Source organism: Chitinophaga pinensis DSM 2588 (assembly GCF_000024005.1).
GTDB classification, from domain to species: domain Bacteria; phylum Bacteroidota; class Bacteroidia; order Chitinophagales; family Chitinophagaceae; genus Chitinophaga; species Chitinophaga pinensis.
Genome location: NC_013132.1, coordinates 8,143,885 through 8,164,300, shown reverse-complemented (window position 1 = coordinate 8,164,300; position 20,416 = coordinate 8,143,885). Strand labels below are relative to the sequence as shown.

The window sequence follows — 20,416 nt, the reverse complement described above, 5'->3', positions numbered from 1 at the left end:
TATCAGTTGATGTTGTTAAAATAGAATATTGCTGTCTGCACCATATCAGCCATACGCTGACCGGTGCTGATAATAATTTTATTGTTGGTATGTTGTTCAAGTGCTGCCGCTGTAGTCGGGCCGATTGAAAAACATACGGTATGCTGCGCAAGGTGATTGACGGAGAAGAAGCTTTGTACAGCGCTGGGACTGAGAAAGAAGATACCGTCATATGTTGCTCCGGTGACGGCCGGCGTTTCCGTTGTCTCGTATACGATCACTTCGTTCAGGCCGATGTTCCGTTGCCGTAGTATATCTGGCAGTTCGTCTCTGCGCCTGTCTCCGCAGAAGAAGACCAGCGGACCTTTTTCTTCATTCCTGACAATGGTCTGCGCCAGCATGGCTGCATTGGCTGCTGTGCCGGTAATATTGTGGGGAATGGCTGTACGGGAAAGGGCTTCTTTGGTAGCGCCTTCCAGGCAATATACATCCCATCCGGGCATATTGGCCTGTTCCGTAACTGCATCTGCCGGCAAGATCCGGAAATACAGGTTTTGTATGGCGTTGACCGCATTCACACTGGTGAAAACGACCGTTACCTTTTCCTTTAGCAGTTGTTGTACCTGTTGCAGCAGACGATCATCAACCCGTGGCCTGGTACGGATGAAAGCCTGCGGGATAATATCTACAGATTGTTCCGCAGCGCTGCTGACCAGTTCCGGGTCTACAGCTCTGGTGCTTAATATGCGATATCTTTTATTTGATGGCATTCTTTATCTCAGCAACAATTTTATCTCCTCCCTGTGCGAGGATCTTTTCTGCCGCGCTTCTGCCTATCACGCCGGCATCCTGTAAGGGGAGCTGTTCTGTAATAGTAAAGAGCTGTTGTCCGTCCAGGCTGCACAGTTCTCCGCTGAAGTGTACTGTTTCATTGCTGATCGTCGCATATGCGCTGATCGGCGTAGTACAACCACCCATCAGTGTCCGCAGGAAATCGCGTTCCACGCGGGTACAGAGGGCTGTAGCCAGGTCGTTGAAAGGCGCACATGCCTGTCTGCAGAAATCATCATCTTCCCGGCATACGGCTACTACAGCGCCCTGGGCAGGAGCGGGAAGCATCCAGTCAAGTTCTATAGAAGTGGCAGGACGTACACCTATTCTTTCCAGTCCGGCGGCAGCGAAGATAGCACCGTCCCAGTTTTCAGCAGCCAGCTTCTGCAGGCGGGTATTCACATTCCCACGCAGGTTATGCAGCTGGTGCTTCGGATATTTACGCAGCCACTGTGCTTTACGGCGTACACTGCTGGTAGCAATGTTTGCGATATACTCCGGCTGTCCGAGGAAGGCGGTATCCTGACGGTATACCAGCAGGTCCTTTACAGGGCCTCTTTCCAGGACAGCGGCCTGAATAATATTTTTAGGCAGTTGTGTCGGAACGTCTTTGAGAGAGTGAACGGCAATATCAATACGGCCGTTGAGGAGTGCGATATCCAGGCTCTTGGTGAAGATGCCCTGTACGCCTATTTCGTAAAGTGGAGTAACGAGGTCGATATCTCCCTCGCTTTTGATAGGTACCAGTACCGTACTGTAACCCTGCGCTTCCAGCAGACCTTTTACTTTATTTGCCTGCCACAGTGCGAGCTGGCTGTCCCTTGTACCTATCTTTATTTCTCTGTTCATGAATTATTCCTGGTTAACGCCGGTCTCAAAGATATCATTGATCATGGCGATATATTGGTCACTTTTATCTGTTTCGCGGCGTACTTTACCTGCCATCAGGTTGATCATCTTCTGGATGATGCGGGAGGATACTGCTTCAATATCTTCCAGGTTATACTGACTACCGTTCTTCTGCTGCTGTATCTCCTTGGTATGGATTTCCGTCAGTTTATCTTTTACGGCTTTCAGTACCACCGCGTGTTTACGCATTTTATACCAGTAGAGGAACTCGTTCATGTGCTCCTCGATGATAGACAGTGCTTTCGGCACTTCCTGCAAACGCATCTGCAATGTCTCATCCTGTATCTTAGACAGTTCATCCACATTCACGAGCTCAATATGCGACAGCTCTTTTACGTCCGGCGCTACGTTGAATGGAATAGACAGGTCGATGATCAGTTTGCGCGAGGATTGCTGGAAATGTTCTGCCAGTACGTTTGGTTCCGGTGCATTAGAGGCTACGAGTATAATATCTGCCGCCTGTAATTCTTCTGCAAGATTTTCATATGGCGCATAGCGCAGACCGTGCTGATTGGCAAATTCCTGTGCTACGGCAGTAGTACGGTTCACCAATGTGACGTTGGTCACGCCAAGATAGTCCATCATGTTCTTGCAGGTATTACGGCCGATCTTACCTACGCCTACCAGCAATATCTTTTTCTGATGAATATCAGGCACTTTATGTTCCAGCAGGCGTACTGCGGCAAATGCCACAGAAACGGTACCGGAGCTGAGACCTGTTTCATTCTTGATAAGCTTGGATACCTGTAATACGCTGTTCACCAGTCTTTCCTGGAATCCGCCGAAACAACCATTTGCTTTGGAAAATTTCGTTGCATTGCGTATCTGACCGATGATCTCATAATCCCCGAGGATCTGTGAGTCCAGTCCTGTGCCTACCTGATAAAGGTGTTTAATGGCTTCTTCTCCCGTTTTCACATAAGATAACTGGCTGAATAGATTGCAATCACCATCGGTTTCATTGCACACCAGCTCCACCAGTTGCTGTGGATCATTGGCAAAACCATAGATCTCAGTTCTGTTGCATGTTGAGAGTACAAAAATATCATCCAGGTCTAGGGACTTTGCACTTTCGAGTAAGTGCTGATATTGTACCTGGTTAATAGCAAACGATCCTCTTATAGCAGCATCTGTTTTCTTATAGTTGATACCAACGATATGAAAATGGGCTATATCTTTTGAATGACTACCCTGCATTTTGTTCTTATAAGCTTCCGGGTGCAAAAATACTTGCATAGACTGCAAGAAAGGGCAGCAGGCTGTCATTAGTGTGTCATTTCTACTGCTGGTATAATGACATGCATAAAAATGACTTTTGTCAGTTTACATACTGATATACGTTATCTATTACATTATAGTTAATAATTAAATTATTTCAACAATTGTATGACATTTGCAGGCGGGATAAGCCGTTACATTTGCAACAATTTTAAGTATAAGGATGGAAGCTAAATCTGATAAAGGAATTATTCTGATGAACCTCGGGTCGCCGGATTCTACGGCAGTACCGGATGTTAAGCGTTATCTCAATGAGTTTTTAATGGATAAACGGGTAATTGACTATCCGTATCTGTTCCGCTTAATGCTGATCAAAGGTATTATAGTGCCAAGGCGTGCGCCTAAGTCAGCAGAGGCTTATAAATCCATCTGGTGGGAAGAGGGTTCTCCGTTGATCGCATTGACAAAGCAATTGCAGAACGCTGTACAGCATGATCTGCAGATGCCTGTGGAAATCTCTATGCGTTACGGTAATCCTTCTCAGGAAGACGCATATGACAAGCTGCTCAAGCAGAATCCCAATCTGAAAGAAGTGATCCTGTTGCCTTTATATCCGCACTATGCCATGTCTTCTTATGAGACGGCTGTAGAGCACGCAAAGGCTGTACATAAGAAAAAGAAGTATCCGTTTACTTTAAATATCGTACCTCCCTACTACAGCGAGCCTGATTATATCAACGCGCTGGCAGAGAGTATGCGTCCCTATGTGTCGCAGGACTTTGATCACCTGTTATTCAGCTATCATGGTGTACCTGAGAGGCACATACGAAAAGGAGATATTACAGGAAAACACTGTCTGCAGGTAGAAGACTGCTGCCATGTCGGTTCTCCTGCACATGAGTTCTGTTATCGTCACCAGGTATTTATTACCTCCGAACTGGTAGCAGAGAAACTGAAAATACCGAGAGAGAAGTGGAGCGTTACCTTCCAGTCCCGCCTGGGCAGGGAAGAATGGCTGAAACCTTATACTGCCGCTACGCTGGAGGAATTGCCAAAGAAGGGAGTGAAGCGTTTGCTGGTGGCTTGTCCTGCATTTGTGTCGGACTGTCTTGAAACGCTGGAAGAAATTGCAGTGGAAGGTAAACATACCTTTATAAATAGTGGTGGCGACAGCTTTACCATGATACCTTGTCTGAATGTACATCCGCTATGGGTGGGCGCAGTGGTAAAATGGATGACAGCGATGTCCTGACCAGTTATGACCAATATCCGCAACCATGCAAACACAACCCGTTATCATTGCCGGCGCCGGTATTGCCGGACTAAGTATTGCCTACGAATTACAGCAGAAGGGCATTCCCTATGAAATTATGGAAGCCTCTTCCTATGCGGGAGGTGTTGTAAAATCATTACATATAGACGGTTACGAACTGGATGCAGGCCCGAATTCTCTGGCCGCTTCTCCCGAGTTCATGGCCTATATCGATCAACTGGGTTTGCAGGAGGAGGTGCTGGAAGCAGCTGCTGCCAGTAAAAACCGCTTCCTGGTCAGAAATAATAAATTACATGCCGTATCTCCACATCCGTTTAAGATACTGCAATCGGACTATATCAGTGGCGGCGCTAAATGGCGGTTGTTCACAGAAAGATTTCGCAAAGCGGCTGCCCCGGAAGGAGAAGAAACAGTCTCCTCCTTTGTGACCCGCCGCTTTGGAAAGGAAATAAATGAATACCTGTTTGAGCCCGTACTTTCCGGCATTTATGCAGGTAATCCTGATCTGATGTCAGTAGGGGAGGTCCTCCCGATGCTGCCACAGTGGGAAAAGAAATACGGTAGTGTTACGCAGGGACTGATGAAGAATAAAGGCGCTATGGGCGGCCGTAAGATCATTGCCTTTAAAGGAGGTAATGCCACACTGACCAACAGATTACAATCCCTGCTTACCAGTAAAATAAGATTCAATTGTGCTATAACAGGCGTTACCCGTGGGGCAGACGACTATATTTTACAATATACAGAGAGCGGTAATACCGCCATGTTGAACGCATCCCGTGTGATTTTCACGACACCTGCATATAGTACGGCTGTTGCAATACAGGGGCTGGATTCTTCTCTCGCCGCACATCTCAGCGAGGTGCCTTATCCCCGTATGGGCGTACTGCACCTTGGATTCGGACAGGAAGCCCAGCAGAAAGCACCGGCGGGTTTTGGATTCCTGGTGCCACATGCTGCAGGAAAACATTTCCTGGGCGCTATCTGTAACAGTGCTATATTCCCTTCCCGCGTGCCAACAGGCAAAGTATTGTTTACGGTGTTTGTAGGTGGCGCAAGACAGGAACAGCTGTTTGACCAACTGGGACCTGAAAAGCTGCAACAAACCGTAGTAAATGAACTGATGGAACTGCTGGGACTGACGACGCCTCCTGAAATGCAACGTTTCAGTGAATGGAACAGGGCGATCCCACAGTTAAATGTAGGTTATGCACAGACCAGACAACAGATCCGCTTCTTTGAACAGCGTTATCCTGGCATCAGACTGGGAGGTAACTATGTGACAGGTGTGGCGGTGCCCGCTATTATACAGGCGGCGAAAGGATACTGTTGAGTTCATCTTCATTGGCATACTTTTCTGTTGCATATTATAATGGCAACAGGTAAAATACATATCGGAACCTCCGGATGGAGTTACAAACACTGGCGGGAGATCTTCTACCCGCCAGACCTCAAACCGACAGATTACCTCTCTTTTTATGCCGGTCATTTCCACACGGCAGAGATCAATACCAGTTTCTATCATCTTCCTAAGCCTGCTACTGTTGAAAAATGGACCGCTACGGTGAACAGCAGATTCCGTTTCTGCCCTAAGATCAGCCGTTACATTACCCATATTAAAAAGCTAAATGATCCTGAAGATACATTGCCCAGGTTCTTCGATGTTTTTGATCCCGTGCAAAAGCACCTGGGACCAGTGCTGATTCAGCTGCCGGCCACACTGGGATTTCATGAGGATAAAGTGAGCCACTTCTTTGAAGTGCTCAAGCAATACAAAGGTTACACTTTCGCTATTGAACCCAGACATGACAGCTGGCTGAAAGATAATGCTATCGCCTTACTTGAAAAGTATAAAGTCACTTTTGTGATAGCTGAATCTGGTAAGCGTTGGCCATATGGAGAGTTTGTCACCGCCCGGCATATCTATGTGCGTTTTCATGGTCCGGATGGCTCTTATGCAACATCCTACAGCCATAGAACCCTGGAAAAGTATGCGCAAAAAGTACTTGACTGGCAGCAAGAAGGGCATATTGTTTGGGTGTTTTTCAATAATGACGTTCATGGATACGCCATCGAAAATGCAAAGACATTGATTGATATGACTAAAGTATGATGTTATGAAAACAGCCACAAGGAAAACAACTGCAAAAAAGAAAGCAGCCGCTGCGACCCCACCACGTAAGAAAGCGGTTAAAAAAGACCTGTCAAAAACATATAATGAGTTTAAGGAGTTTGAAGGACGGCAGTACACAGGCATGAAGATAGGCAGGAGTCATAAATGGAACTATGATGCGGGCGTCTGGAAAGAAACAAAGATTACACCCGACCTCTGGGAGTTGTCGTATGCAGTGACCAAACGAAGGGCAGGGCATGCACCGGAAGGTTCAGGAGTGCCGGTAGGTACAGAATATCATTGGTATATCATGGCACATCAGAATGTACGCAAGTTGAATGCTAATGATTACACAACTTCAATGGCAGGATTGAAGCTGAAGCTGGCGCATAAACGGGCTGATAAAGAGAAGTGGAGTCTGTCAGGAAAGACGCAACGAAAGCATCTGATTGAATTCCTGCAGGAGATTATCGCACAGCTGGAAAAAGAGCCGGCTCCCCTTGATCTTACTTATAATGAAAAGCATTACCTTGGAGAAGCCATTCCTATCGGACAAACCTGTCATGATGGTTTCTGTGAAGAATATGACATTATCCTCAATGATGCCAGTATGGGCATTATCAGACGGATGAAGAAAGGTTGGAAAATTGATGGAATGGAAGATAAAAAATTTGTCAACGCTATCGGATCCGCAATAGTGCAATCACTCTCCAAATAAATCAGTTATATGCCCGAATTACCAGATCTGCAGGTATTCAGCCACAACCTTGATAAAGCATTATCAGGTAAAAAATTGAAAGTCATTAAACTGGAGAATACCAAAAAAGCCAAGGACACACCCGCAGCTTTTAAGAAAGCATTGGAAGGTGAGACGCTGGAGAGCGTTTACAGAGAGGGGAAGGAACTGCGTTTCAGGTTTAAAAATGAGGCTGTGCTGGGGATGCACCTGATGCTGCATGGCAAGTTGTATTACTTCGAAGAAGAAAACACGAATAAACATACGGTAATAGCGCTGTTATTTGAGGACGGGAAAGGACTTGCATTGACGGACTTTCAAGGAGCAGCAGTGCCTTCACTGAATCCCGAAGCAGCAGCAGCGCCCGATGCATTATCAAAGGAATTCACATTGACATTTCTGAAGGAGCAACTGGCGAAGAAAAAGACGGCTGTCAAGAAAATACTGCTCGATCAGCATATTATCAGGGGTATTGGTAATGCCTATGCAGACGAGATATTATGGGAAGCCGGTATTTCCCCGTTTTCTATTGCCAATAAGATCCCTGCAACGAAGGTCAAAGCGCTGCATGCAGCAATTCATAACGTGTTAAAAGAAGCCGAAAAACAGATCCGTAAGGAACATCCGGATATCATTGCAGGTGAGATACGTGATTTTATGAAAATACACCAGCCTAAAAAGACGCATAGTCCGACCGGAGGTGTTATTGAGCAACAAGAACTGAATAGCCGGAAAACATATTATACAAACGAACAGGAACTGTTTGAATAGCTGATATGGTGGGATGTCTTATGGCATCCCACATTTTTTATTATCCCTGTTTTTTGTTAACTTGTAGTGTAAATAAATCAGACCCCAAACCCCATATACTTCATTTGTCGTGTTGATATCCATATACAAAATGAGCACATAAAGACATAATGCCGCAACGCCTTATCTGGCAATATTTCTCAACTATTTTAATTCATCTTTTATGGCTGAAACGCAGAATGCTGCCCCACAATCTCCACCTCCTTCCTTCAGGGATAATGATGGCAATGAAATCACGTCCGGAGGAAAATGGCTGGCGGGTTTACTGATCATCTTTTTTACATTATTCAGCGCAATCTACCTCATTGCGCACTGGCCGGACAGGATACCCGGTCCCAAAGAAAATACCACCTCATTGTATGTTAATAAATGGTTTCATATACGTCTGGTGGATTCAATCATCGACACTTCCCTTCTGCAAAAGCCGGTTGTAAATATACCGGCAACAGCCGCAAAGAAAGACAGTAGTGAAACAGATACTACAGGAGCACAGGCGGCGGTTGACAACACAGCAGCAACATCAGCAACGGCAGCGACAGATGACTCCGCACTTACCCAGGTAAAGGGCCGGACTGTTTATTACAAAGGCAGTGAAGATGACCTGATACATATCAATACGCTGTTACTGATACTGGTGGGTGTGGCCGGATTTCTCGGTAATATGATACACATATCGACCTCATTTACCACCTTTATCGGCGCTGGTAAATTCAGGAAGAGCTGGGTGCTCTGGTATGTTGTTAAACCATTCACGGCAGCAGCACTGGCCATTGCGATTTATTTTGTGTTCAGGGGAGGATTTCTGAATATGAGCGATGATAGTTCGAACATTAATATCTACGGACTGATGACGATATCATTGTTGTCAGGACTATTCACAGACAGGGCCACATTAAAGCTGAAAGAGATCTTTGATGTGCTGTTTCGTACCAATCCTAAGGAAGAAAGGCCGGATCAGTTAACAAACGGAGCGCCGAAAATAAGTGGCGTGACAGCAGATCCGCTGGAGGTTGGAAAAGCTACATTGGTCACCCTGACAGGTACGAAATTAAACGAAGGTGATATCAGCATTACTATCGAAAATACCCCTGTAGAGGATCCGGACCGGAAGCCGGATAGTATCAGTTTCAATTACACATTACCGGAGGCATTGAAAGACAAAGAGAGTGTAACACTATCTGCGAAGCCAGCTAAGGCCACGACAGCCAGTACCTTCCAACTGAAAATTAAACAGGCAGAACCACCTGCTGAAGGAGAATAAAAAGATGAAAGACTGACCAGGAACGGCCTGGTCAGTCTTCTATTTTATGCATAGCGCAATGAAGCAGCTATACTGCTCTCAGCTGGCATTTTGTCTTTCTCCAGAATGAACACATCGCCATTGTGGAGAATGGTTTGGGTGATGGCGTTATTCAGCAGGCATTCGTCCTGGGGTTGTTGCGCTTCGTGTATAATCACCCTGTTTTCTTTCTCATCGAAGGTACCCCATAGTTGTGCATTCTTTTCAACGAATAAACAATCTACCTGACCGTAATAGGTAGCAGGTATAACATCATCCGGAATGGATGCCGTTAATGCACTGGTTGATCCGTTATTGTATTTATCTAAAGCCTGCTCCTTCCTTTTCTCAAAAAATGGCTGCATTTTCTCTCTGGCCTGCCTGTAAATTTTTGTCGCTTTCTCATGTTCAAAATTTCCAGTAAGCGCTTCATCAGCTACATGCTGATAGCGGGTCACCTTTCTGAAAATAGGCTGGAGATAATCGACTGCAGCCATGATTAATGGAATGTGCTTGTTATGCAGCACTTCTTTCCATATGGTTTTGTCCACTTCTTCCAGATAATTTGCGATATCCGTTTTATGATCCGGGTTGGAATTCATACCGTGATAATTGGCGCCGTGACCACCACCAGAGCTTCCTGTACGGAATAACTGCTGATCGCCTTTTTCTTCAAAGTGTATAACATCGTCCATACCATTTGGCATCCCTTCTACAGGTACTTCTTTCATTCCAAATGCGTCGGCGAGAAACAATTTAGCGTTGTGTTTGCTGAAGGTCAGCAAGTAAAATTGTTCGGTACTGGTTAATACCGGCAGCAGCGGAGTTAACATAAAGCTATGATTGCAGTAAATCTGTTGCTGCATAGTCAACGGCAGGCGCAGATAGCGGAAAGAGTTCTCTGTGATAAAGCAGGCCAGTCCGTCCTGTTGATTTTTCCAGAACATTTCTTCTTTTAGTAACTCATATCCGGGCTGTAACAACTGGCGTATCTGCAATGGTGATATTGATTTTTCTTCAAGTTGCTTTTGTGTCTGTTGCAATATATTTTTAAAACAGATCAGATCCTGTTGCTCATTTACTGCCTGTCCGGATGCATGTGTCGGCATATATAGTGTAATACATATGTTACCTTTTTCTGCCGCCAGTTCCGCAAAGATATTTTTGTTGACTCTGCCTTCAATTTCAGTAGCAGTAATATTGTGCTGGAGTTGATCAAACGTTTCATCTAACGTCTTATCAGCGGGCGCTTCTCTGAGATTGTTCTGTTGCTGCACAGCTTTTTTAGCAGTATCTCTGTTGGGATGCCGCATATGGACGCCTGGCTGCAGTTCATCTGGCCCCACGGTGTATTTGTCCGTCATCTCCAGGTCTGCTTCCAGCTCATCAGGGGAAATGGACTTTCTCAAACCTAATCCCTCCTTTCCATTACCGGAAGGTTTTCCCTTTATCGGGGTAAATTTTCCATTTTGATCTTTTGGCATAAAATGTAAGTTTAGATTTTCAAAAACAAGCTCAGCCTGATTCTGGACTGTCTTCTGCAGATATGCACACTAATATCCTGCCAAGCCTTTTCTGCTGAGCCGGAGAGTTTTTTGTTCAACTTGTTGTGATACCTTATATTTAGAAAAACTACCGTAAATTCAGATCATAAATTCCACTAGATGATTGCAGGCGTCCTTAAAGAACAGCCAGGAGAAAACAGGGTTTCTTTAGTGCCGGAGATAGTTAAGCAGTTAGAAAAACAGGGAGTAACGGTTTGGATTGAACCGGATGCCGGAACCCGGGCATATTACTCCGATGAATCCTATATACAGGCAGGAGCCCAGATCAAACCTGCCGGAGAGATCCTGCAACAGGCAGATATTATCCTCAGCATACAGATCCCTGAAGAATCGTCCTGGAAGATGATCCCGGCAGGGAAGGTGCTGGCCGGTATTTATCAGCCATTGTATAATACAGCGCTGATGCAGCAATGGGCTGACAAACAGCTGACTGCTTTCAGTCTCGACAGTGTACCCCGCACGACCAGGGCGCAGAGTATGGATGTATTGAGTTCACAGGCCAATATTGCCGGTTACAAGGCTGTATTGCTCGCTGCGACCAGTTACAGCCGTTATTTCCCAATGTTTATGACCGCAGCAGGTAGTATTGCACCCGCAAAAGTGCTGATACTCGGAGCAGGTGTGGCAGGCTTACAGGCGATTGCTACTGCCAGACGACTTGGTGCAGTAGTAGAAGTGTTTGATACACGTCCCGCTGTGAGGGAAGAAGTCATGAGTCTGGGTGCACGATTTATAGAAGTAGAAGGCGCTGCCGATGCATCCGCTGCAGGTGGATACGCTGTAGAACAAAGTGCTGATTATAAACAACGGCAGCAGGAAAAGATCGCAGATAGTGTCGCTAAAGCAGATATTGTTATCACGACTGCACAGATTCCCGGTCGTAAAGCCCCTTTACTGATACCGACAGCCATGCTGGAGAGAATGAAACAGGGTTCGGTGATTATAGACCTGGCTGCTGCCACCGGTGGAAATACGTCCCTTACTGAAAACAACAGGACGGTCGTACATCAGGGTGTCACGATCATCGGTGATTCCAATCTGCCATCTTCTATGCCCTCCGATGCAAGTAAATTATACGCAAAGAATATGTACAATTTTTTGCAGCTACTGATAAAGAACGGAGACCTCGTGCTGAACTTTTCAGATGACATTGTGCAGGGCGCGTGTATCACCCATAGCGGTGCTATTACCAATGAACGGCTGAAGCAGGCCGAAGGCGTCAAGCTGTAAGTATCTGTTATTACCTGACATCAATATTCCCCATCATGGAAGCTGTTTTTTCTTTTTTAGAACAACATCTTGAGCTGACCTACATTGTTATTCTTTCCATCTTCCTTGGCGTGGAGGTCATCTCCCGCGTACCATCCGTATTACATACCCCACTAATGAGTGGCGCCAATGCGATCCACGGCGTTGTGATCATCGGGGCGATTATCGTAATGGGACAGGCCAGCGATGAAAATTACCTGGCGCTGATACTTGGATTTCTGGCAGTGATACTGGGAACGATAAACGTAGTAGGTGGCTTTGTCGTGACTGACAGAATGCTTGAGATGTTCAAATCGAAAAAGACCAAATAGTTGTATCTAATCATTGCACTATGTTATCGTTGATCTATCTGATAGGCTCTGTCACATTTATCGTCGGATTAAAGATGCTGAGTAATCCCGCTACCGCCAGGAAAGGCAATGCCATTGCTGCGGGAGGAATGGCGCTGGCCATACTCGGAACAATTTTCCTTTACAGACATAACGGACACGGATTACACAATTACGGCTGGATTATTACAGGTCTGGTAGTAGGCGGCGTGATAGGTCTTATTTCTGCCAGAAGAGTGAAAATGACCGCTATGCCTGAAATGGTTAGTCTGTTTAATGGCATGGGAGGTGCCTGTGCGGCACTGATCTCTGTCGTGGAATTTGAATATATGGCGGGTACGCTGGCTGATATACCAAATGTGCACGGGCAACTGGGGATTATATTCGCAGGAATGATCATCGGTGCTGTGTCATTTGCGGGATCCGTGATTGCATGGGGAAAGCTGAACGGACGTATCAGAGATATTTCGTTCCAGGGACAGCATATCGTTAATCTGTCAGTATTGGCAGTCATCATGCTGCTGACCCTATTCGTGACCGTTACATTACCCTCCGCCACAGTGGCCTTATTTGCCACAGTACTTGTGCTGTCACTGGTCTACGGTATATTTTTCGTGCTGCCTATCGGCGGAGCAGATATGCCGGTGGTGATTTCCCTGTTGAATTCATTTACTGGTGTCGCAGCTGCCTGTGGCGGTTTCCTGTATAATAATCCGGTGATGCTGACAGGAGGGATCCTGGTAGGTTCTGCAGGAACTATCCTGACGATCCTGATGTGTAAAGCAATGAACCGCTCCCTGAAGAATGTGTTGATCGGCGCATTTGGTGGTGCGAAAGCAGGCGGCGTTACCCGGGAACAGGGCGCTTATAAAGAGATTGGCTTGTCAGATACAGCGGTCGTAATGGCCTATGCACATAAAGTGATGATCGTACCGGGCTATGGATTGGCTGTTGCACAGGCGCAACATGCCTGTCATGAACTGGAAACACTCCTGGAGGCAAGAGGTGTGGAAGTTAGGTATGCTATCCATCCTGTGGCCGGCCGTATGCCGGGGCATATGAACGTATTGCTGGCTGAAGCAGACGTGCCGTATGACAAACTGCTGGAGATGGAACAGGCTAACGGACAGTTTAATACGACGGATGTGGTACTGATATTAGGCGCAAATGACGTGGTAAACCCGGCTGCAAAAAGCGACCCTTCCAGCCCGATCTATGGTATGCCGATACTGGAAGTAGAAAATGCCAGAAGCGTGATTGTCAATAAACGCAGCATGAAACCGGGGTATGCCGGTATTGAAAATGACCTCTTTTTCCAACCTAAAACATCCATGCTGTTTGGCGATGCTAAACAGGTACTGCAACAGCTGGTGGCAGAGATTGTGAACAGCCTATAAATGGCCATCTGACTGCTATGCCCCGTTTTTTCAGTATTTTGCTGCAAAAATAAGGGGTTGGATTTCTTACCGAAAAAATTTACAGACACACTATCAGGACTGCCAGGCATGGATTTGGCAGCCTTTTTGCGTATACATGAGGCAGGCGAAAAAATCACTTCTCTCAGGATAAATCCGAACAAATTACAGGATGAACAGGCAGTGCAAAAGGTGCTGCAATCACTGACAGAGACAACCGTCAGCCGGGTGCCATGGTCACAGTATGGATACTATCTGCCGGTAAGACCGTCTTTTACCTTTGATCCTTTTTTCCATGCAGGCGCTTATTATGTACAGGAAGCATCTTCTATGTTCGTGGAACAGGTAATGCGACACGTATGTGACCTGGACGCGCCATTGAAAGTACTGGATCTCTGCGCAGCGCCGGGTGGTAAATCAACCCTGCTGCAATCGATAATCAGCGCCGACAGTGTGCTGGTATCCAATGAGGTGATCAAAAGCAGAGCGGCGCTTTTAGGCGATAATATCAGCAAATGGGGTGCTGCAAACGTGGTTGTTACAAACAATGACCCGCGTGATTTTGGCAGATTGCCCGGATACTTTGATGTGATGGTGGTGGATGCGCCCTGTTCCGGTTCAGGACTTTTCAGACGTGAACCGGAAGCGGTGGAAGAGTGGTCGCCTGAAAATGTGATGTTGTGCAGTCAGCGTCAGCAGCGCATACTTGCAGACGTGTGGAATACGTTAAAAGAGAACGGGATACTGATCTATGCTACCTGCTCTTATTCCCGTCAGGAAGACGAGGAGATCATGGAATGGATACAGGATAACTTTTCAGTAGAGAATATCGCGATACCAGTCAGTGAAGACTGGCATATTGTGAAGACCACAGCAGGACCACAACAGGGAGAAGGATATCGTTTTTACCCTGACAAAGTAAAAGGTGAAGGCTTCTTTATCACCTGTTTCCGCAAGACCTCCGGTGACGAGTATTCCACTAAGAAACAACGGGATAGCATTACACCGGTTGCAAAGAAAGAACAGGAGAAAGTCGCACAATGGTTGAAAAATACGGACAACCTCTTTATGATGGACCATCAGGGAGAGGTATTAATATTTCCGGAAAATATGGCGTCTGTTGTTTCTTTACTACAACAGCACTTATATTTGCGGAAAGCTGGCGTAAAAGCAGGTCAGCTGGCAGCGAAAGAGCTGATTCCTGATCATCAGCTGGCAATGAGCAATATGATCAGGGATACAATCCCACAAGTGACGTTGACCCGTGAGCAGTCTTTGCGCTATCTGAGAAAAGAAGACCCTGAGGTAACTACAGATGTGAAAGGCTGGGCGCTGATGAAGTATGAAGGGATGGCGCTCGGATGGGCGAAAATATTACCAAACCGTATCAACAATTACTATCCTAAAGAACTCCGTATTCTGAAAGAAGTGTAGGCAAAAATTTTTAATTTAGTTACCTGAAAGGTATAAACAGCGTAGTAATGGTAAAAACGTTCATGACAATTGCGGGACTTGTATTATGTGTTGCCGGTGGAGTACAGGCACAGGACAGGGTCCAGGTACAGGGTACCTCTCCCGATCTGTATGTACTGCACACTGTAAAGAAAGGAGAAACTCTTTACAGCCTGGGCAGGTCCTACAGTTTGTCTCCGAAAGAGATTGCAAGCGAAAACAATATCTCAGCTGAACAAGGTTTGCAGCTGGGACAATCTGTAAAGATCCCCTTAAACAACACCAATTTTTCACAGAAAACAGATGCAGGCGGAACACCTGTGTATCATAAGGTAGAGGAAAAAGAAACCCTGTACCGTCTCAGTGTGAACCATAACAAGGTATCACTGGATAATATCCGTCGCTGGAACAATATGACAGGTGATGGTTTACAGAAAGATGGATTCGTTATCGTCGGTTATCTGAAAGGAACAGGTATTCCTGCTTCTGCACCGGTAGCCAGCAATCCATCCACTACACCAGCTCCTGCTACCCATCCGGTAAGCACACCACCAGCTACGACACCAACGCCGACGCCGTCCACACCAGCGCCATCAACGCCGGTAGCGACTACGCCTGCGGCAGGTACTACGCCCGCTCCTCCGGTAGCAAAACCAGATCAGCAGGCGCCGCCAGAACCAGCTACTACCACACCAACGCCGGCTCCTGCTACCAATAGCGGTGCTACTAAACCAGCTCCGGCAGCCAGTGCAGGATCTTCTTTCGAGCAGCTGTATAACCAGCAGACAAGCAATGGGAAGAGTGTGACTGCTGAAAAAGGCCCGGGCGGATGGTTCAAGAGTAACGCCAGCCCCGGTAAATATTATGCCTTGCACAATACAGCGCCAAGAGGTACGATTATTAAAGTGACCAATCCGCTGAATGGTAAGTTCATCTATGCTAAAGTACTGGAAGCCATTCCACAGATCAAGCAGAATGAAGGCCTGATCATTAAACTTAGTGATTCTGCTTTGGAAGCACTGGGTACAAACGAGGCGAAATTCTACTGCCAGCTGAACTACGAAGAATAGAAGAAATAATTAGGAATTAGGAATTAAGAATTAGGAATTAAGAATTAGTAATTTAGATAGACAGGTCTCCCATAGACCATACTATTCTGACTATCTCTAAACATATAAAAGATAAAGGCGTCCATTCATCCTGGACGCCTTTATCTTTTATATATTCAACTAATCAATCTCGATTTCGATCTCCGCTGCATTCCTAATTCCTAATTCCTAATTCTATAGTGTCCGGTTAAAATTGGGATTACCCCTTTATTCCTTTCAAACTCAATATAGATGGGAGGGGCTTACTGCTATTATAAAAGCAAGCCCCCCCTCTTTTTTTAAAAGGAGAATAATTTCAATTGCAGGTTTATCTGATCTGGCCCCTTATTATGCTGTAAAAGTGCATACTCGGGTTCTGCCAGAAAATTCATTAGGTGGATATAAGTGTAAAGATGTAACCTTAGAAAGCCAGTTAGGTTACTAAAAGACCATTTTTTACTCCCTTTCTCTGTCAGCTTGTCTTTTACGATCTTTGTCAGTAAATCCTTTATTAGCGTGCACCAGAGCTGTATACTTATAGCATTCTTGTTTTCACCTAAAAAATTGTTTAATTGAGAGTTCTGCTTAATTCTTTTAAAAAGCATTTCGATTGCCCATCGCTTTTGATACAATTTCCTGATCGTTGTCGGCGTATAAGTAAAATTGTTTGTTAACAGATGTATTTTCTTTTTTGTATTTCTATCGTAAATGCTGATTACACGCGCCGTCTGTACAGGACTTTTCTCCTCTGTTAGAGGGTTACCTAGTTGAATAACCCAATCTTTTAAGATACCTTTTCTTTTATGGAGTATTTTTAATCTGTTTCGTGTCAATAATTTTATTTTCATACTCTTGGTTACACGAGTTACCCACGTGATCTCTTTTTCAGTCCATTCCTTCATGAGTTTATAGTTCACATAAGCTCTATCCATGGCTATTATAGAACCTGGCAAGAGCTCTAACTGTGGCATAATGATTCTATCATTTTTGGCAGCTTCCGTCAGAATAGTAAAGCTTGGTAGTTCTGTTTTGGCCGTCATCAATACGTGCGCCTTTATTCCTCCCTTCTTTCTGCCGTCCATTCTAATTACACCTGCCCCCTTCATTACATTAGAAAATAGGCTGACCGTCGTCGAGTCCACTATGAATAACCGGTCAACCAACGATTTTCTCTTTCGGCTGTCCGGGGAAAACGCTTGATAATGATGGTTATATAGACGATGATAGAGCTTTTCAAAAAACGCCACCGGACGCGTCCTGTTAGCATCGGAAATAGTGCTTCGACGCGGGGTATGTTTAATGCCCAAATGGTGAAGCCGATGCTGGTTGGCTAACAATCCTGTATGAAGCTCTCGTAATGAAGTACACTGATGAAAACTACTAAATAGCATTGTTACCAAATGGTCAAAAGCCTTAAAATGCTTATAATAGTAATCTGCGTTTGTCTCTCTACAGACTTTATCTATCAACGTGGTTGGTATAAAAGAAAGTAGTTGATTAAAAATCGGCTGTCCGGAAAAAAATTTACTTTTGCTCATAAGTAAGTTCTAGTGTGGTAACTTAAACTTACTGAAAAAGGAGGCCTCGGCCTCCTTTTTTTATGACTTAATCCCATATTTTTACCGGACACTATAGATTCCTAATTCCTAATTCCTAATTCCTAATTGACCTTGTTTCCTCTCAGGAATGCCTCTATATCCATCCGCTTTTTACCTTCCATCTGTATCTCCTGTAGGGATAGATAGCCATCCGGCGCCGCTATTTTCAGATAGGTTTTGTTGTCGCTGATTGCTTCACCCGGGGCAACAGAAGGCTGTGCATGTTCCCTGGTCGCTTTGAATATCTTTACGCTCTTTCCGGCAAGCATAGTCCATGCAGTAGGATAGGGGCTCATACCACGTACAAGATTGTAGATCTGTTCGACAGGTTGTTCCCATTTTATCTGACAATCTTCTTTAAAGATCTTTGGTGCATGTTTGATTTCTTCCGCTTTGATATGCGCCTGTGGTGTACCGGCTGCTGTGCCGGAACCCAGTGCCTGTACTGTTTTTAACAGCAGACCTGCGCCCGTTGCCATCAGGTCGTCATGGAGTTCACCGGCAGTTTCATCATCTCTGATTACTACAGACTGGCTAAACAGGATATCGCCTGTATCGATTTCATGCTGGAGTTTGAAGGTGGTTACCCCCGATTCTTTCTCTCCGTTGATGATGGCCCAGTTGATAGGGGCTGCGCCTCTGTAGTTAGGCAACAACGAAGCATGTACGTTGATCGTGCCTAAAGGCGGCATATCCCATACTACTTCAGGTAACATACGGAAAGCCACCACTACCTGCAGATCGGCTTTTAAAGCCCTTAATTCCGTCAGGAAATCCGGATTCTTCAGTTTCTCCGGTTGCAATACCGGAATGTTCCTGGACACTGCATATTGTTTAACAGCACTCTGCTGTAATTGTAAGCCTCTTCCGGCAGGTTTATCGGGCGCTGTGATCACAGCCACCACGTTATAGCCGTTTTGCACCAGTATGTCGAGCGAAGCCACTGCGAAATCAGGGGTGCCCATAAAAATGATCCTCATATTTTGTTGGTCCTTTAACTCACTCTGCATATAATAAGTATTTCTTCCTGATGGTTTTAAAATGGTGTCAGTGCAGGTGCGCGGCTTCGCCTGTTTCCGATGCACTGAGTTTGTATTTCATTTGTTTTTGTAAGGTAGCACAACAGTAAAAAAGCGCTGAGACGACCTGATACAGGCCGTAAAAATAGTTTAAATCAGGCAAGATATTAACGATTGGTAGTTTAGAGGAATAATGTTAAATTGAATACCTATTTACTAATTTCTTACCTTGCGGTAATTATCCAATAACACTTTTAATTAAATTATTATGCAAGCAGTTAAAAACGGAGATACGGTGCGTGTGCATTATCATGGCCGCCTGACCAACGGAACAACTTTTGATTCGTCCGAAGGCAGAGACCCGCTGGAATTTAAGGTTGGCGCCGGTATGGTTATTAAAGGCTTCGACAATGGTGTTGTTGACATGACTATTGGTGAAAAAAGAACCTTGAATATCCCAGTTGAAGAAGCATATGGTCCTAAAAATGATGAGTTGATCATGGAATTTCCAAAGGAAAACATTCCATCTGATCTGAACCCACAGGTAGGTATGGATCTGCAGATGAGTAACCCACAGGGTCAGGTATTCCCTGTTAAGGTTGCTGCTATCGGCGATACTTCTATTACACTGGATGCTAACCATCCCCTGGCTGGTGAAGCCCTGATCTTCGATATCGAACTGGTTGAGATCAAGTAGTCGTTCAGAAGGGAAGTTAAATTATTAAAGCAGAAGGCTGATTATCCAAGAGGTAATCAGCCTTCTGCTTTTAATGTCATGCGATAATAGCACATTATTCATGTGTCAGTACAATCTTTGTCGGACGTTTCTGATCATCGATCGCAACAAAAGTAAAGGAGCCTGAAATGGCCTTTTCCCGGTGTGTATTGTACATCTGCTCCACGAAAATATCCACCTCTACTTTCAGACTGGTAGTACCTACATGTACGACTGTTCCTACTAATTCTATGATCGTACCATGAGGGATCGCCATTTTAAAATCTATCTTGTCACTTGACACGGTGACCATACGCATACGGCTGAAACGGGTCGCTGTTATAAATGCTGCTTCATCCATAAGCTGCATCGCTGTACCGCCAAATAAAGTATCATAATGGTTCACTGTGTTAGGAAATACCGCTTTGAATATCCGTGTAACGGATTCGGCTATCTGTTTTTCGTATGCCATATCGTTGTTCTACTAATTTATCTTTTAAACCGCAGGGAGAATAATTGCAGCAGGCGTTCCTTAAAGCGGGTTTGCCTGTAACTCTTTTTCATGTCATTCAAACATCCGGCACATAAACATCCGGAATAAGCTTCGCCTATAAAGGCACGCTCTTCTTCTGTCAGCGTTACCTGCTGGCACTGGCAGCGAAGGATAGAACCAACGCGGCACTCAAAAGCTGCATTGCAGCGTGGGCAGGTAATGGTTTCATGACAAGCCATGCGTTAAAGTTACGAATCATAATCTAGTAAACAGGAATAGATTCCTAAAGTGCTGGCTATGTGCATCTTGCAGATAATACAAAAGT

At 45.3% G+C, this 20,416-nt stretch carries 20 protein-coding genes; 12 read left to right on the top strand and 8 right to left on the bottom strand.

Annotated features, from left to right (window positions below; translation table 11 throughout):
• Positions 1-2 precede the first annotated feature (2 nt).
• The 3 genes from CPIN_RS37295 to hemA are packed head-to-tail and all read right to left on the bottom strand — an operon-like array spanning position 3 to position 2,955.
• Entirely contained in the window at positions 3-749 is a 747-nt protein-coding gene (locus tag CPIN_RS37295; RefSeq protein ID WP_012794068.1) for a uroporphyrinogen-III synthase, read from the bottom strand.
• Positions 736-1,659 carry a hydroxymethylbilane synthase gene (gene hemC / locus CPIN_RS32150; protein WP_012794067.1) on the bottom strand — a complete coding sequence of 308 codons (924 nt, stop codon included), beginning with the start codon at positions 1,657-1,659 and terminating at the stop codon, positions 736-738. The genes CPIN_RS37295 and hemC overlap by 14 nt, the downstream gene beginning before the upstream one ends.
• Positions 1,660-1,662: 3 nt before the next feature.
• A complete protein-coding gene (hemA, locus tag CPIN_RS32145) occupies positions 1,663-2,955 on the bottom strand; it encodes a glutamyl-tRNA reductase (RefSeq protein ID WP_187294713.1) in 1,293 nt (430 codons plus the stop codon).
• 205 nt (positions 2,956-3,160) lie between these two features.
• Between hemA and hemH the strand changes: the two genes are divergently transcribed.
• The 6 genes from hemH to CPIN_RS37290 all read left to right on the top strand — a co-directional run bounded on the left by hemH (position 3,161) and on the right by CPIN_RS37290 (position 9,130).
• Positions 3,161-4,189, top strand: a complete 1,029-nt coding sequence (hemH, locus tag CPIN_RS32140; RefSeq protein ID WP_012794065.1) for a ferrochelatase — start codon at positions 3,161-3,163, stop codon at positions 4,187-4,189.
• A 25-nt stretch (positions 4,190-4,214) separates the two neighbouring features.
• Positions 4,215-5,543 (top strand): protoporphyrinogen oxidase, encoded by a 1,329-nt coding sequence (gene hemG / locus CPIN_RS32135; protein WP_012794064.1) that lies wholly within the window; start codon positions 4,215-4,217, stop codon positions 5,541-5,543.
• A 39-nt stretch (positions 5,544-5,582) separates the two neighbouring features.
• Positions 5,583-6,323: a DUF72 domain-containing protein gene (locus CPIN_RS32130; protein WP_012794063.1), complete on the top strand. Its 741-nt coding sequence runs from the start codon at positions 5,583-5,585 to the stop codon at positions 6,321-6,323.
• A gap of 4 nt (positions 6,324-6,327) precedes the next feature.
• Positions 6,328-7,041, top strand: coding sequence for a hypothetical protein (locus CPIN_RS32125; protein ID WP_012794062.1), 714 nt, complete (start codon positions 6,328-6,330; stop codon positions 7,039-7,041).
• 9 nt (positions 7,042-7,050) lie between these two features.
• The gene (locus tag CPIN_RS32120; protein WP_012794061.1) at positions 7,051-7,830 is read left to right on the top strand and encodes an Fpg/Nei family DNA glycosylase; all 780 of its coding nucleotides are present in this window, start codon (positions 7,051-7,053) and stop codon (positions 7,828-7,830) included.
• Positions 7,831-8,032: 202 nt separating this feature from the next.
• Positions 8,033-9,130 carry a hypothetical protein gene (locus CPIN_RS37290; protein WP_012794060.1) on the top strand — a complete coding sequence of 366 codons (1,098 nt, stop codon included), beginning with the start codon at positions 8,033-8,035 and terminating at the stop codon, positions 9,128-9,130.
• 44 nt (positions 9,131-9,174) lie between these two features.
• Here CPIN_RS37290 and CPIN_RS32110 read toward each other — a convergent pair whose 3' ends face one another.
• On the bottom strand, positions 9,175-10,632 hold the full coding sequence (locus CPIN_RS32110) for a baeRF7 domain-containing protein (RefSeq protein WP_012794059.1): 1,458 nt from the start codon (positions 10,630-10,632) through the stop codon (positions 9,175-9,177).
• Between the two features lie 180 nt (positions 10,633-10,812).
• On the opposite strand from CPIN_RS32110, the gene CPIN_RS32105 reads away from it, so the two are divergent.
• The 5 genes from CPIN_RS32105 to CPIN_RS32085 are packed head-to-tail and all read left to right on the top strand — an operon-like array spanning position 10,813 to position 16,248.
• The gene (locus tag CPIN_RS32105; RefSeq protein WP_012794058.1) at positions 10,813-11,943 is read left to right on the top strand and encodes a Re/Si-specific NAD(P)(+) transhydrogenase subunit alpha; all 1,131 of its coding nucleotides are present in this window, start codon (positions 10,813-10,815) and stop codon (positions 11,941-11,943) included.
• Positions 11,944-11,978: 35 nt separating this feature from the next.
• A complete protein-coding gene (locus CPIN_RS32100) occupies positions 11,979-12,293 on the top strand; it encodes an NAD(P) transhydrogenase subunit alpha part 2 (protein ID WP_012794057.1) in 315 nt (104 codons plus the stop codon).
• 20 nt (positions 12,294-12,313) lie between these two features.
• On the top strand, positions 12,314-13,708 hold the full coding sequence (locus CPIN_RS32095) for an NAD(P)(+) transhydrogenase (Re/Si-specific) subunit beta (protein WP_012794056.1): 1,395 nt from the start codon (positions 12,314-12,316) through the stop codon (positions 13,706-13,708).
• A gap of 57 nt (positions 13,709-13,765) precedes the next feature.
• On the top strand, positions 13,766-15,160 hold the full coding sequence (locus CPIN_RS32090; RefSeq protein WP_012794055.1) for a methyltransferase RsmF C-terminal domain-like protein: 1,395 nt from the start codon (positions 13,766-13,768) through the stop codon (positions 15,158-15,160).
• A gap of 47 nt (positions 15,161-15,207) precedes the next feature.
• Complete coding sequence (locus tag CPIN_RS32085) at positions 15,208-16,248, top strand: LysM peptidoglycan-binding domain-containing protein (protein WP_044220216.1); 1,041 nt, start codon at positions 15,208-15,210, stop codon at positions 16,246-16,248.
• Positions 16,249-16,565: 317 nt separating this feature from the next.
• On the opposite strand, the gene CPIN_RS32080 is transcribed toward CPIN_RS32085, so the two are convergent.
• Positions 16,566-17,804 carry an IS4 family transposase gene (locus tag CPIN_RS32080; RefSeq protein WP_012791321.1) on the bottom strand — a complete coding sequence of 413 codons (1,239 nt, stop codon included), beginning with the start codon at positions 17,802-17,804 and terminating at the stop codon, positions 16,566-16,568.
• Between the two features lie 122 nt (positions 17,805-17,926).
• A complete protein-coding gene (gene fmt / locus CPIN_RS32075) occupies positions 17,927-18,874 on the bottom strand; it encodes a methionyl-tRNA formyltransferase (protein ID WP_012794053.1) in 948 nt (315 codons plus the stop codon).
• A gap of 277 nt (positions 18,875-19,151) precedes the next feature.
• On the opposite strand from fmt, the gene CPIN_RS32070 reads away from it, so the two are divergent.
• The gene (locus CPIN_RS32070) at positions 19,152-19,580 is read left to right on the top strand and encodes an FKBP-type peptidyl-prolyl cis-trans isomerase (protein ID WP_012794052.1); all 429 of its coding nucleotides are present in this window, start codon (positions 19,152-19,154) and stop codon (positions 19,578-19,580) included.
• A 94-nt stretch (positions 19,581-19,674) separates the two neighbouring features.
• On the opposite strand, the gene CPIN_RS32065 is transcribed toward CPIN_RS32070, so the two are convergent.
• Positions 19,675-20,070 (bottom strand): acyl-CoA thioesterase, encoded by a 396-nt coding sequence (locus CPIN_RS32065; RefSeq protein ID WP_012794051.1) that lies wholly within the window; start codon positions 20,068-20,070, stop codon positions 19,675-19,677.
• Positions 20,071-20,087: 17 nt separating this feature from the next.
• Positions 20,088-20,330, bottom strand: coding sequence for a cysteine-rich CWC family protein (locus CPIN_RS37775; RefSeq protein WP_012794050.1), 243 nt, complete (start codon positions 20,328-20,330; stop codon positions 20,088-20,090).
• Between the last annotated feature and the right edge of the window lie 86 nt (positions 20,331-20,416).

Excerpts from the sequence above, each read along its gene's own strand:
- CPIN_RS37295 (WP_012794068.1), bottom strand. The coding sequence starts at position 749 with ATGCCATCAAATAAAAGATATCGCATATTAAGCACCAGAGCTGTAGAC.
- hemC (WP_012794067.1), bottom strand. The coding sequence starts at position 1,659 with ATGAACAGAGAAATAAAGATAGGTACAAGGGACAGCCAGCTCGCACTG.
- hemA (WP_187294713.1), bottom strand. The coding sequence starts at position 2,955 with ATGCAAGTATTTTTGCACCCGGAAGCTTATAAGAACAAAATGCAGGGT.
- hemH (WP_012794065.1), top strand. The coding sequence starts at position 3,161 with ATGGAAGCTAAATCTGATAAAGGAATTATTCTGATGAACCTCGGGTCG.
- hemG (WP_012794064.1), top strand. The coding sequence starts at position 4,215 with ATGCAAACACAACCCGTTATCATTGCCGGCGCCGGTATTGCCGGACTA.
- CPIN_RS32130 (WP_012794063.1), top strand. The coding sequence starts at position 5,583 with ATGGCAACAGGTAAAATACATATCGGAACCTCCGGATGGAGTTACAAA.
- CPIN_RS32125 (WP_012794062.1), top strand. The coding sequence starts at position 6,328 with ATGAAAACAGCCACAAGGAAAACAACTGCAAAAAAGAAAGCAGCCGCT.
- CPIN_RS32120 (WP_012794061.1), top strand. The coding sequence starts at position 7,051 with ATGCCCGAATTACCAGATCTGCAGGTATTCAGCCACAACCTTGATAAA.
- CPIN_RS37290 (WP_012794060.1), top strand. The coding sequence starts at position 8,033 with ATGGCTGAAACGCAGAATGCTGCCCCACAATCTCCACCTCCTTCCTTC.
- CPIN_RS32110 (WP_012794059.1), bottom strand. The coding sequence starts at position 10,632 with ATGCCAAAAGATCAAAATGGAAAATTTACCCCGATAAAGGGAAAACCT.
- CPIN_RS32105 (WP_012794058.1), top strand. The coding sequence starts at position 10,813 with ATGATTGCAGGCGTCCTTAAAGAACAGCCAGGAGAAAACAGGGTTTCT.
- CPIN_RS32100 (WP_012794057.1), top strand. The coding sequence starts at position 11,979 with ATGGAAGCTGTTTTTTCTTTTTTAGAACAACATCTTGAGCTGACCTAC.
- CPIN_RS32095 (WP_012794056.1), top strand. The coding sequence starts at position 12,314 with ATGTTATCGTTGATCTATCTGATAGGCTCTGTCACATTTATCGTCGGA.
- CPIN_RS32085 (WP_044220216.1), top strand. The coding sequence starts at position 15,208 with ATGGTAAAAACGTTCATGACAATTGCGGGACTTGTATTATGTGTTGCC.
- CPIN_RS32080 (WP_012791321.1), bottom strand. The coding sequence starts at position 17,804 with ATGAGCAAAAGTAAATTTTTTTCCGGACAGCCGATTTTTAATCAACTA.
- fmt (WP_012794053.1), bottom strand. The coding sequence starts at position 18,874 with ATGCAGAGTGAGTTAAAGGACCAACAAAATATGAGGATCATTTTTATG.
- CPIN_RS32070 (WP_012794052.1), top strand. The coding sequence starts at position 19,152 with ATGCAAGCAGTTAAAAACGGAGATACGGTGCGTGTGCATTATCATGGC.
- CPIN_RS32065 (WP_012794051.1), bottom strand. The coding sequence starts at position 20,070 with ATGGCATACGAAAAACAGATAGCCGAATCCGTTACACGGATATTCAAA.
- CPIN_RS37775 (WP_012794050.1), bottom strand. The coding sequence starts at position 20,330 with ATGGCTTGTCATGAAACCATTACCTGCCCACGCTGCAATGCAGCTTTT.